This window comes from Eubacterium sp. AF36-5BH, from assembly GCF_003460505.1.
Classification (GTDB): domain Bacteria; phylum Bacillota; class Clostridia; order Lachnospirales; family Lachnospiraceae; genus Eubacterium_G.
Genome location: NZ_QTVG01000002.1, coordinates 307921 through 321573, shown reverse-complemented (window position 1 = coordinate 321573; position 13653 = coordinate 307921). Strand labels below are relative to the sequence as shown.

Here is a 13653-nt window from a genome sequence, read left to right as displayed (position 1 = left end):
ATTTTATAATTCAACACCATTTAATTTTAATAACTCTTTTGCAGTGTCTACTGAATCCACACCTGTTTTGTTTTTAATAGGGGCAAATTCTTTTTCTCTTACCACTTCATAGGCAAGACAGTTATCCATCATGTGAATCATATCTAAAACAAGAGTTTCAAACTTGTAACCATTTTCTGTTTCAGGTTTAACTAATTCACCGTTCTCATTTATGTATGGAATTTTCTTCTTTACAATATGAACTGATAAATTGTTTTCAAGATTCGTTTCTAAATCTTCTATATTAAATAAATAGTTTAATATTACACCATACTTATATGCCAACTCACCATTATCCAATGTTTCATAGCGCATATCTTCTGTAAGTTCATAATATTCAACTATTGATGGTTTTCCATCTTCTAAACAAAGCACGCCTACTTTTTCCTCAGGGTTTGCCTTTGATACAACCTTAGCTGCTGAGCGGTAGCCGCCGTCAATCATAGCACCTACAAAACAAGGATCAGCCATTCTCTGACAAACATTATCAACAGCAAAAATATTAATATATTCTACACCTATTTCTTTTGCCTTTTTACATAAACCTGATTTAACAAAAGAAATAAACCAACCACCATTGCCATTGGGTGAAGTTGATACTCTGTCTTTTCCTTCAAGATAAATCTTCCCATCAAAAGACGCTGCCGGTGCCATTTCCTGAATAAAGAAATCAACAAAATCAGGATTATACCCAAAATAATTCATCTCTTTAAAGAAATTAATTGTATCATCATTGTTCTTTTCACTTGTCATAACATATAAAGGAACCCAAGCACCTGTTTCATTTACAACATCCATTAAATTCCTAATAAGCATTTCAAAAATATAAACATCTTTTGTTTCACCAATGTTGTACATGCCCTTTGGCTTATCTGAACCAAGTCTTGTTCCCATACCACCTGCTAAAAGAAGTGCTGCAACTTTTCCTTTTTTAATTGCATCTGCACCTACAGCAGTAAACTTTTCTCTGTTTTCCTCTATGTCCTTAATGGAAACAGCATCATCTAATGGTGTGATAACACCTTTATCTCCACAATGATCTTTATTTTTAATTAAATCAATTAAACTAAAATCAAGCTTACTAATCTGATCTAATAAATTTGCTTTTTGAGTATCGCTTAGTTCATTATAATACTTTAATAACTGCTCCTGATTATTTTCCTCTAATAACTTTTTAATATCATCGTAACTCATATTTCCTCGCTTTCCTTTCAATTCCATCATTAAAATTTCCATAACATAACTGCCATGAAATTAATTTTGTGATTATCAATTATAACGACTCTCTTACATATTATTAAGGATAAAATATTTTTGTATATTATGCAAGTTTTTTAATGTCGCATAGAAGGTCAATACAGTTTTGATATCTGTCTTTTGGGTTAATTTTTGTACATTTCTTTATTATCTTTCTTAACTTACCATTAACTCTAAAAGATTTTATTTTGTTATTATATTTTTTCTTTGTGCGCAAAAAATATAACGTTGTTCCTATACCGTATATATCTGTTCGAATGTCTGTATTATACAAACTAATACCTTTACAGTCTCCATATTGTTCAGGTGCGGCAAATCCCACACTTCCTAAAGCTACATAATCAACAGCATCAACACTATATCGTTTAGAAATTCCAAAATCTATTAACTTGATTCTGCCATCTTTTTTCATAATAATATTAGACGGTTTCAAATCTCTGTAAATAATAGGTTTCTCTAAGGAATGCAAATAATATAGCCCACTACACAACTGTTCTGCCACATTGGCAAGTTGTTTTCTGTTCATGCAACCATTGATTTTCACATAGTCATCTAAGTTTATACCTTCTACATACTCCATAATCAGATAGAATCTTCCATCTTCTTTTATTAAATTAAAAATTTTTGGAAGGACCGGATGACTACAATGCTTAAGCGCATTAAGTTCTTTTTCCATTCCTTCCAATAATTTTTCTCTGTTGGCAGGATCTGATGTTATGTACTGTTTCAAGGCAAACATTTTTGAAGTATAAACATCTTTAACCTTATACACACAGGAACTACCTCCGGTTCCTATGTTCTCCAATACATAATATCGTCCTCCAACTACCGTATTTATTATTTTGTCCATATAGCACACCTTTCCGGATGTGCTTCTCTCCAATCTTAAGCCTCTTATAAAGTAGCAATATCTACTAATGTAAGATTTTCTTTTGCATCGCTTTCTAAGCTTGTAAGTAAAGCATCTACTGTATCCAAACTTGTAAAGCAGTTTACACCTGTTTCGATTGATGTACGTCTGATTAAGAATCCATCTCTACTCTTATCACGTCCCTGAGTTGGTGTATCAACAACAATGTCAATCTTATGCTCAAGTAATAAGTCCATTACTGTAGGAGCTTCCTGGTGAATCTTATTAACCTTAATTGCATCTACTCCATTTTTTCTTAAAACATCTGCTGTGCTTCTTGTAGCGTAAATCTCGTATCCCAATTTTTCAAAACGCTTAGCCAATGGAATAATTTCCTGCTTGTCAGCATCTTTTACTGACATAATAATCTTCTTATGTTTTGGAAGAACTACACCTGCACCTAAGAATGCTTTGTATAAAGCTTCGTTAAATGTCTTGGCTATTCCTAAACATTCACCTGTTGATTTCATTTCAGGTCCTAAGCTTGTTTCTGCTCCTCTAATCTTTTCAAATGAGAATACAGGCATCTTAATTGCATAGTAATCAGCCTTTGGCTGTAAGCCAGGTGTATATCCAAGTTCTTTAATCTTGTGTCCAATAATACATTTTGTAGCAAGTTTTACAATTGGTATACCCGTAACCTTACTAATGTATGGAACTGTTCTTGATGAACGTGGATTAACTTCTATTACATAAACCTGTCCGTCACATACAATAAACTGAATGTTAATCATACCTTTTACATGAAGTGACATTGCAAGTTTCTTTGTATAATCTTCAATTGTATCAATAATATCCTGTGATAATGTGTATGCAGGATATACTGAAATACTGTCACCTGAGTGAACTCCGGCTCTTTCAATATGTTCCATTACACCAGGAATTAAAATATCTTCTCCGTCACAGATAGCATCAACTTCTACTTCTGTTCCCTGTAAATATTTATCTACTAAAATAGGATGATCCTGTGCGATTCTGTTGATGATTTCCATGAATTCTTCAACTTCTTCATCACATGTTGCAATCTGCATACCCTGACCACCAAGTACATAAGAAGGTCTTACTAATACAGGATAACCTAATTTGTTTGCAACTTCTTTTGCTTCTTCTGCTGTAAATACAGTACCACCTGTAGGTCTTGGGATTCCACACTGTTCAAGAATTTCATCAAATAATTCTCTATCTTCTGCAGCGTCTACATCTTTTGCATCTGTACCTAAAATTGGAACTCCCATCTTCATAAGAGCTTCTGTTAACTTAATAGCTGTCTGACCACCGAACTGTACAACTGCCCCATCAGGCTTTTCAATGTTTACAATATTTTCAACATCTTCAGGTGTTAATGGTTCAAAGTAAAGTTTATCAGCAATATCAAAGTCTGTTGATACTGTTTCAGGATTGTTATTTACAATAATTGTTTCATAACCCTCTTCTTTAAATGACCATGTACAATGAACTGAACAGAAGTCAAATTCAATACCCTGTCCAATACGGATTGGACCTGAACCCAAAACAAGAACCTTCTTCTGTGGTTTTGTTTCAATTGCTTCATCTTCTCCACCGTATACTGAATAATAGTATGGTGTTTCAGCTTCAAATTCTGCCGCACATGTATCAACCATCTTATATGCTGCAACAATATTGTTATCATAACGCATCTGTTTAATTTCATCTGCGCTCTTTCCTGTAAGTCTGCTGATAACTGTATCAGGGAATTCAATTCTCTTAGCTTCTTTTAATAATTCTGCTGTAAGTGGCTGAGTCTTTAACGCATTTTCCATTTCTACGATAATTGCAAGTTTGTCAATAAACCACTTGTCAATCTTTGTAATGTCATGTATATGGTCGTAACTTACACCACGTCTTAAAGCTTCTGCAATAACCCAGATTCTTCTATCATCTACTTTGTGAAGCATATCTTCTAATTCGTCATCGTTTAATTCTGTAAAATCATAATCCATTAAACATTCAACATGCTGTTCAAGTGATCTGATAGCTTTCATTAATGCACCTTCAAAGTTATTGCAAATACTCATAACTTCACCGGTAGCTTTCATCTGAGTTGTTAATTTTCTACTCGCTGTAATAAATTTATCAAATGGAAGTCTTGGGATCTTAACTACACAGTAATCAAGTGTAGGTTCAAAACTTGCATATGTTTTCTTTGTAATTGCATTCTTGATTTCATCTAATGTATAACCTAACGCAATCTTTGCTGCAACCTTTGCAATTGGATAACCTGTAGCCTTTGAAGCTAATGCTGATGAACGGCTAACACGAGGGTTTACCTCAATTACACAATATTCAAAACTTTCAGGATGAAGTGCATACTGTACGTTACATCCACCTGTAATGTTTAATTCGTTAATAATGTTAAGTGCTGATGTACGAAGCATCTGATGTTCCTTATCACCTAATGTCTGTGATGGAGCAACTACTATACTGTCACCTGTATGAACGCCAACAGGATCAATATTTTCCATATTACATACTGTAATACAGTTGCCGGCTGAGTCTCTCATCACTTCGTATTCAACTTCTTTCCAACCTGCAATACATCTTTCTACTAAAACCTGTCCTACACGGCTAAGTCTTAAACCATTCTCAAGGATTTCCACTAATTCATGCTGGTTGTTAGCGATACCACCGCCACTACCACCAAGTGTATATGCGGGACGAAGTACAACAGGGTAACCAATCTTATTAGCAAATTCAATACCGTCTTCAACTGTTTCAACTACAAGAGATGGGGCACATGGCTCATTAATCTTCTCCATAGTTTCCTTAAATTCCAAACGGTCTTCTGCCTTCTTAATTGTTTCTGAAGTTGTACCAATTAATCTACAGTTATTTTCTTCTAAAAATCCTGTTTCAGCAATTTCCATTGCAAGGTTAAGTCCTGCCTGACCACCAAGAGTTGGAAGAATGCTGTCCGGTTTTTCTTTCTGAATAATCTTCTTTAAAACAGGTACTGTTAATGGTTCAATATAAACTTCATCTGCAATATCCTTATCTGTCATAATTGTAGCAGGGTTTGAGTTTAATAATACTACCTCAATACCTTCTTCTTTAAGAGAACGACATGCCTGTGTTCCGGCATAGTCAAACTCTGCTGCCTGTCCTATTACAATAGGACCTGAACCTATTACTAAAACTTTCTTTATGCTTAAATCTCTAGGCATTCTTCTTCACCTCCATCATTTCAATAAATTCATCAAATAGTCTGTCTGAGTCCTGTGGTCCCGGGCAAGCTTCCGGATGGAACTGAACTGTAAATATGTTTTTGTTTTTGTATCTTAAACCTTCAACTGTCTTGTCATTTACATTTACAAATGCAACTTTTGCAATTTCAGGATTAACTGTATCTCCGTCAACCATATATCCATGGTTCTGTGATGAAATATAAACATGACCTGAATCTAAATCCTTTACAGGATGATTTCCACCTCTATGGCCATATTTCATTTTCTTTGTATCAGCTCCTGTTGCAAGTGCCATAAGCTGATGACCTAAACAAATTGCAAAAATTGGAATGTCTGAATTATATAATTTCTTTATCTGTTCAATTTGATAAACGCATTCTTTTGGATCTCCCGGTCCGTTGGATAACATAATACCGTCAGGATTCATTGCAATAATTTCTTCTGCTGATGTATCACATGGTAAAACTGTTACATTACAGCCTCTCTTATTTAATGATTCTGCAATGTTATTTTTTGCTCCAATATCAAGTAAAGCCACATTGTACTTATCACCTTTAAGCATTTTCTTTTCCTTACATGAAACTTTCTTTACAACTCCTGTTACTTTGTATTCCTTAATCTTAGGTAATACTTCGTCTAAGTTATAATTTTCGTTTGTTGTAATCATACCATTCATGGTACCTTTTTCTCTAAGAATCTTTGTAAGTGCTCTTGTATCAATACCTGAAATTCCCGGTATGTCATTTTCAACTAAGAAATTCTGAATTGTATCATCACTTCTGAAGTTGCTTGGCATTCTGCTTAATTCATGTACTATGTAAGCATCCGGCCAAGGATGTAATGATTCCATATCCTCATGACATATACCATAATTTCCCTGAAGTGGGTAAGTCATACATACTGCCTGTCCTGCGTATGATGGATCAGTCAATACTTCTAAATAACCCCACATGGACGTGTTAAACACGATTTCACTAATAATTTCTTTTTTGCTACCAATTGATTTTCCTTCGAAAACTGTACCGTCTTCTAAGATAAGAAATGCGTTCATAAATGTTTTTCCTTTCGTTTGTTTTAGTATTTTTGCCTAAACTTACAAGATTATATCAAATATCGACATTTCTTTCAATATGTTTGCCAACATTTTTTAATTCTATTAGTCAATCTCTGATTTTTCTCTTAATTTTTTATTATAGCAGAAATGAAAAAATATGCACTCCTTAGAATGCATATTTTCTCAAAAAATTTTATAAATTTACATTTTAACGTGGAATTCCTTCTGCAATCCTTGTTATGCCCACATATATTTGTGATATTTTATACCAGGTTGCAAAATCAATTATGCCTGTTTGTGGCAAGTCAAATATTTTTTGGAAGTTTCTTACGGCTCTTTGGGTGTCTTCACCGTAAATACCATCTACATTTACATTTCCAATGGCTGTATACACTTTTCCGATTGTATTTAACTGCTCCTGTATCTGCTGAACTTTCTGTCCTCTACTACCTATTGTTAAATCATATCCAGGCCATGAAGCAGGTATACCTGATATTTGTTCTGCTGTATTAATATACATTTCACTACCATAATAATTACGGATTATTTCCAATGCTGAATACCCCTGTTCTCCTAAATTGCATGAGCCCCATTGACTTAGCCAGTTAGGACAGGTTACTCTTCTACCATCACAATACTGTGTAAGTATTGGCTGTCTCACATCAGGAAACGATAAATATTGATCAAATATACTATCAACTACAACACTAATTGATTCGAAAATATTTCTGCCATTAATCCATTTTTGATCATAGGCTGTGGAAGATGTAATTGTAAAATCGTAACCTTTGTTTCTGTACCATTCCGTATACACTCTATTTAATGTAAATGACATAATTGCCAAAATATTAGCCTCTAAGGTTGCTCTTGGCCATGTAGCATATATTTCTGACGAAGCCACATTCTTAATGTAATCCTTATAAGTTACATAATAGTCTCTTGCATTACTACTTGGTGTACCATCATGTACAACAATATATTCAGGCACAACCACTCTGCTTAATACGATTTCTCCCGGCTCATTTACATCCTTTATGTCATCTTCAGGAATTTTTGCCGGATACTCATAATAAAGAGTGTGCGGTGGAATAATTATATTTTCAGTTTCTTCGCCTTGAACCTTTTCAAGTTTTACATTTTGTATTGCCAAAGACCTTGGCAATATTTCAACGTTATCAATATTTTCCGACTCATATCCCGGTGCATCTACCTCAACATTATAATTGGCATAAGGCATATTATCATTATTTTCATCCAAACTGTACTCTAAAGGTGGGGCATCTAAGTCTACTACTTCTGTCTGACCTGAAGAATCCGTTGATAATTGCTCTAATTGTGTTGTCTCATTATCTAGCGGTTCATTCTCATTTGTTTTTCTGCTAATTATTACCCTTGCATCTTTTATTGGCACATTATTACTGTCAACTACATTTATTTGTAATTCACCTATATCTCCTGAATTTACCTGCATTTTTATAAGCATATACTTTTTCCATACTTTTTTAATCTATACATTATATGGATTACTTAATGTTTTATGACAACATTTTCATATATCCGCTTTTCCTCTGTGTCAGTTGAACTATAAATCTGTGCAATGTTTGTAATTTCATTTTCTGTATTATTTGCATACGCCTGATTGTTTGTACTAAACAATATAGACAATATCATTACTATGTTAATGCAAACGGATTTTTTTCTCCTTGCCATGAACATACCTCTCCTATTTGAGCGTAATCACTTTTTTTCACTATCTCCACTAACGAAGTCAAAAAAGAAGCTGTGTCTAAAAAATAATAATGATGTGACCCCAAAAAGTTAGACTTTTAGGTCTAACTTTTGGGGGTCGGTACATAAGCCACAACTTCTTTTATATTACATTCAAATATTTCTATTCAATATTCAAATATTCTTATTTTCTTTTATATGTTCTAAAATAATATTCCAAATCAAAATAAGTGTTCTCATCACTTTCTTCTGCCAACTCCCACTGGTCAGTCATTTCATCTAAATTTGGAATAAATGTATCTGCCGCATACTGATGATCAATGTATGTTACATAGGCTGTATCACAGTATGGTAGCATTTGCTTATAAATTGAGCCACCACCTATAACATACACATCTTCATTATATCCTTTTGCTTTTTCAACTGCCTCTTCAATAGAATGTACAACAATTGCACCATCAACCTTATAGTTCTGATTCTTTGTTATTACAATGTTTACTCTATTCTTAAGTGGTCTTTTTCCTGGAAAGCTTTCTAATGTTTTCTTACCCATAATTATAACATTTCCTGTTGTATGTTCTCTAAAGAACTTCATGTCATCGGGTATGCTAACTAATAATTCATTGTTGTTTCCAATTGCCCAGTTCTTATCTACTGCTACTATTAAATTCATGTTTCACCTTAATCTTTGCAAAGATTCCTTTCTCGTCAATCCGAAAATAATAAATCGGTTAAATAACTAACTATTATTTTCACAAATCCATAATCCACGCTACTACATTACGTTAAAACTTCTTAACCCTCACCCGTAGCATTATTCTAAACTGCTACAGGAATTTTAATCTGCTCACCATGTTCATAATCCAATAGTTTTATATCATCTACTGTAAAATCATAAAAGTTTTTGATTTCAGGATTAATCCAAAGTTTTGGTGCCGGATACTGTTTTCTTGTAATTAATTCCTCAACTAAATCTACATGTTTATCATAAATATGCGCATCAGCAATAACATGTACAAACTCTCCAACCTCCATGTCATTGACCTGAGCAAACATATGTAACAAAGCTGCATACTGACACACATTCCAGTTGTTTGCTGTTAAAACATCCTGTGAACGCTGATTAAGTATTCCGTTTAAAATAAGTTTTCCAGTTTCCTTATTCTTTGTTACATTAAACGTCATACTATATGCACATGGGTATAAATTCATTTCTGATAAATCCTGATGTACATAAATGTTTGTCATGATTCTTCTACTGTAAGGATTGTTTTTTAAGTCGTATAACACTCTGTCAACCTGATCCATGTCTCCTTCAGGATAATGATGTTTAACCGACATCTGGTAGCCGTAAGCTTTTCCAATTGAGCCTGTTTCGTCAGCCCATGCATCCCAAATATGGCTGTTTAAGTCATTAACATTATTGGACTTTTTCTGCCAAATCCAAAGTAACTCGTCAACACAGTTTTTAAAACCTGTTTTTCTAAGAGTCAAAGCCGGGAATTCCTTCTTTAAATCATATCTGTTTACAACACCAAATTTCTTTATTGTATATGCAAATGAACCATCATCCCACTTTGCACGTACTTTCTCACCTTTTGTATCTGTTCCGTTATCTAAAATGTCTCTACACATATTTACAAATATTTTATCTGCGTAACTCATTGAATCCTCCTGTTTTTAAAAATCTTAAACAAGTATAGCATTTTTAATTTAATTAATAAATAGAAAAGTAAAAAAGGAAAAGCTATACAAATTCAAAATAGCTTTTCCCTGCGTATGAATAAATATAAAATTTTTAGCCTTTTATCCCTGACTGTATCTTAATAAGAACTGTTTAGTTCTCTCTTCTTTAGGATTGTTAATTACTTCTTTTGCATCGCCCTGCTCAACAATAACACCTTTGTCCATAAATACAACCGTGTCTGCCACATCTCTTGCGAAAGCCATTTCATGAGTAACAATGACCATGGTTGTTTTTTCTTCTGCTAGTCCCTTAATTACTTTTAAAACTTCTCCTGTAAGTTCAGGATCAAGAGCTGATGTGGGCTCATCAAAGCATAAAATATCAGGTTGCAAAGCCAAAGCTCTTGCTATGGCAACTCTCTGTTGCTGACCACCTGATAACTGATGTGGATAATGATCCATTCTGTCTTCAAGACCCATTTTCTTTAAAAGTTCTTTTCCATGATTTTCAATTTCTGCCAAAATTTCTTTTTTATTTTTATTGTAATCTTCTCTTTCCTCTGCAAGAAGCTTTTCTGCCAACATAACATTCTCTAATGCTGTGTACTGTGGAAAAAGATTAAATGATTGAAAAACCATACCAAAATGAAGTCTTTTATCTCTTAATGCCTTATCCTTCTTAACTCTAGGTAATGAGGCATCAAACAACTTTTCACCTTTTACGGAAATAGTTCCATGATTTGGTGTTTCAAGGAAATTCAAACATCTAAGCAATGTTGTTTTTCCAGAACCTGAAGAACCAATTATTGCTAATGTCTGTCCCTCTTCTAAATCAAAACTTATATCTTTTAAGACTTTGGTGCTACCAAAATGTTTTTCTATATTTTTTACTTCCAAAATTGCCATTTATAGCACCTCCTATTTAAAATAATCTAATTTCTTTTCTATGTAGTTAAATAATAAAGTTAATATACCAACAAAAATCAAATAGAACACGCCTGTGTAGAACAATGGCCATGTAATACCGTCTGATTTCATAAAAGCAAAACCTGTAAATGTTAATTCGTATGCAGCAATAATTCTTGCCAATGATGTATCCTTAACTAAGGTTATTATTTCATTTGACATTGGTGGCACAATTCTCTTTATCATCTGTAATAATGTTATCTTAAAGAAAATCTGTGATTTTGTCATACCTAAAACCTGTCCTGCTTCTCTTTGACCTGCAGGTACACCTTCGATACCACCTCTGAATATTACTGAAAAATAACATGCATAGTTAATTGTAAATGCAACAACTGTAGCTGAAATTCTTCCCCATTCATCACCGCTCCAAATATTATGTCCTAGCCATAAACCAGGACCATAGAAAATAATAATTAACTGAAGCATAAGTGGTGTTCCTCTTATAATCCAAGTAAATATCTGTACTAAATATCTAAGTGGTTTAAATTTACTCATAGCTCCAAATGAAACTATAAGTCCCAATGGAAGAGAAAACAACAATGTAAAAATAAAAATTTCAAAAGTTGTTCCAAGTCCATTTAATAATGTTTCTGTTACATCCCAAAACATAAAATTTTCTCCTTAGCTTTTTACGCATATATAAGGCAGAGAGTTTTCTCCCTGCCTTATTAGTCTACATATTTAAAGTATTTGTTTATATTATTTTGATGGAACAACAACTACCTGTGCATTGTTGCAGTAAGCAGTTGTACAGTTCATTGCGTTCTTAACTTCATCTGTTAATGTCATACCGTTCCATACAACATCAATGTTCTTTGACTTAAGTTCCATTGCTTTTGTATCCCAGTCAATTACAACAAATTTAACTTTAACACCTAATTTCTTTGCAAGAAGTGATGCCATGTCAGCATCAAATCCAATCCAATTACCGTCTTTATCTTTGTAATCCATTGGTTCAAATTCTGTAATACCAACGATTAATGTTCCTTTTTTCTTAATGTATTTAACATCATCACCTTCAACATACTTACCAGGCTTATCCTGTTTTAAAATAGCTTCATGAACACCATAGTTCTTTGCTGTTTTTTCCATTTCGCCTGATGCATATGTATCTTTGAAGAAGTTGTTAATGTAATCTGTTAAATCAGAATCTTTTCTACAGCCAACACCATATTCTTCTGTTGTAAGCTTACCTGTGTACTTAAGGTCAGGATAGCTTGTTCCTTCACCAATCATTGCACCAGCCATAAGTAAATCAATAATAGCTGCATCAGATGTACCTGACTTAACTTCCATTAAAGCATCTGCCTGTGATGAAACTGCATTTGTTTTCCACTTTTTGTCCTTTGCAGCCTGCTCACCTGCTGAACCTGCTTCTACAGCATATACCTTGCTGTCTGTTCCGCTCTTCTTACTGCTACCACATCCAACTAAGCATAAAGATGCTACCATTACCACTGATAATAATAATGCTATTTTCTTTTTCATAATTTATCCTCTTCTTTCATTTTCGTGTGTTAGTGCTTTACTATGCTAAACTATTGAGAATATACCATATAAAAATATCATTGTCAATTTAATCTTCCAATTAAAGATGTTGGCACGTATGCTTTTACGTGTATACCGTCTTCTTTATACTCTTCTTCAAGTAACTGACCATATTTTCTAATAAGGCCTGTCTTGCCTGCTTCGGCATAAGTAAATACGTTTTCGTACAATACACGCATTGACTTAACTGCATTCTCAATTGCCTCGTTTATGTCATCAATTCCTATGCCCTTTTTAATGGCACCATGTACAACGTAATCTGCCTTGAAATCTCTTAATATAGGTTTTGTTTCCAACTTATCTTCTTTGTTGAAAACGGTAATAATCGTTTTGTCTTTTACACCTAAGTTATCGAGAGTTTCGTACACTGCGTGAACATTTTTATCCATTGACGGATTAGAGGCATCCACTACATGAATAATAATGTCAGAATATTTTGCTTCCTCTAACGTACTTCTAAAAGCATCTATTAAGTGGTGTGGTAATTTTCTTATGAAACCTACTGTATCTGTCAAAAGCACTTCCTGCCCATCCGGTAATTTGTAGTTTCTTGTTGTTGGATCAAGGGTTGCAAAAAGCTTATCCTCTTCTAAAACTTCAGCGTTTGTTACTGTGTTAAGAAGTGTTGATTTTCCTGCGTTTGTATAGCCTACAATCGCAACTACCGGAACAGGATTGTCCTGACGTTTCGCCCTTGTTACCTGTCTGTGGTTCTCCATTTCTGAAACCTGTTCTTTTAACTGTGAAATTCTGTTTCTAATTAAACGTCTGTCAACTTCAAGTTTCTTTTCACCAGGTCCTCTTGTACCGATTCCACCACCCTGTCTTGATAGATTTCTCATACCTATAAGTCTTGTTGAACGGTATCTAAGCTGTGCCAATTCTACCTGAATCTTACCTTCAGCAGTTTTTGCCCTACCTGCGAAAATATCTAATATAATAAGGGTTCTGTCCATAACCTTAACTTCCAATTCATCTTCAAGGTTCTTATACTGGGCAGGTGATAGTTCATCGTCACATACAATGGCATCTGCATCTGTTTCCCAAATTAAATCTTTAATTTCCTTTACTTTACCTGTTCCAACATAGGTTGTATTATTTATATGTTCAAGATTCTGTACAACTCTTCCAACTACAACAGCCCCGGCTGTACTTACTAATTCTTCTAATTCATCTAATGATTCCTGTGCATCTTCCTCATGACCTGTGGAAACAGCCACCAGAATTACTTTTTCCAATTCTTCTTTATTTTCGTACATTCT

12 protein-coding genes are annotated in these 13653 nt (G+C 33.9%); all 12 read right to left on the bottom strand.

Annotated elements, in window-relative coordinates:
* Positions 1-3: 3 nt before the first annotated feature.
* Positions 4-1275 carry a UTP--glucose-1-phosphate uridylyltransferase gene (locus DW006_RS02900; protein ID WP_347475017.1) on the bottom strand — a complete coding sequence of 424 codons (1272 nt, stop codon included), beginning with the start codon at positions 1273-1275 and terminating at the stop codon, positions 4-6.
* A gap of 85 nt (positions 1276-1360) precedes the next feature.
* The gene (locus tag DW006_RS02895) at positions 1361-2146 is read right to left on the bottom strand and encodes a serine/threonine-protein kinase (protein ID WP_147337631.1); all 786 of its coding nucleotides are present in this window, start codon (positions 2144-2146) and stop codon (positions 1361-1363) included.
* Positions 2147-2190: 44 nt separating this feature from the next.
* A complete protein-coding gene (carB, locus tag DW006_RS02890) occupies positions 2191-5388 on the bottom strand; it encodes a carbamoyl-phosphate synthase large subunit (RefSeq protein WP_117998970.1) in 3198 nt (1065 codons plus the stop codon).
* Positions 5381-6460 (bottom strand): carbamoyl phosphate synthase small subunit, encoded by a 1080-nt coding sequence (locus DW006_RS02885; RefSeq protein ID WP_117998969.1) that lies wholly within the window; start codon positions 6458-6460, stop codon positions 5381-5383. Before DW006_RS02885 ends, carB begins: the two co-directional genes overlap by 8 nt.
* Positions 6461-6671: 211 nt before the next feature.
* Positions 6672-7946: a peptidoglycan-binding protein gene (locus DW006_RS02880; protein ID WP_117998968.1), complete on the bottom strand. Its 1275-nt coding sequence runs from the start codon at positions 7944-7946 to the stop codon at positions 6672-6674.
* A gap of 44 nt (positions 7947-7990) precedes the next feature.
* A complete protein-coding gene (locus DW006_RS02875) occupies positions 7991-8173 on the bottom strand; it encodes a hypothetical protein (protein WP_117998967.1) in 183 nt (60 codons plus the stop codon).
* A gap of 202 nt (positions 8174-8375) precedes the next feature.
* A complete protein-coding gene (locus tag DW006_RS02870) occupies positions 8376-8864 on the bottom strand; it encodes a dihydrofolate reductase (protein ID WP_022165953.1) in 489 nt (162 codons plus the stop codon).
* Between the two features lie 146 nt (positions 8865-9010).
* A complete protein-coding gene (gene thyA / locus DW006_RS02865) occupies positions 9011-9856 on the bottom strand; it encodes a thymidylate synthase (protein WP_022165952.1) in 846 nt (281 codons plus the stop codon).
* A gap of 141 nt (positions 9857-9997) precedes the next feature.
* Positions 9998-10783: an amino acid ABC transporter ATP-binding protein gene (locus DW006_RS02860; RefSeq protein ID WP_117998966.1), complete on the bottom strand. Its 786-nt coding sequence runs from the start codon at positions 10781-10783 to the stop codon at positions 9998-10000.
* A gap of 12 nt (positions 10784-10795) precedes the next feature.
* Positions 10796-11452, bottom strand: a complete 657-nt coding sequence (locus tag DW006_RS02855; RefSeq protein ID WP_022165950.1) for an amino acid ABC transporter permease — start codon at positions 11450-11452, stop codon at positions 10796-10798.
* 90 nt (positions 11453-11542) lie between these two features.
* The gene (locus DW006_RS02850; RefSeq protein ID WP_117998965.1) at positions 11543-12331 is read right to left on the bottom strand and encodes a transporter substrate-binding domain-containing protein; all 789 of its coding nucleotides are present in this window, start codon (positions 12329-12331) and stop codon (positions 11543-11545) included.
* An 83-nt stretch (positions 12332-12414) separates the two neighbouring features.
* Positions 12415-13650 (bottom strand): GTPase HflX, encoded by a 1236-nt coding sequence (gene hflX, locus DW006_RS02845; protein WP_117998964.1) that lies wholly within the window; start codon positions 13648-13650, stop codon positions 12415-12417.
* Positions 13651-13653 lie beyond the last annotated feature (3 nt).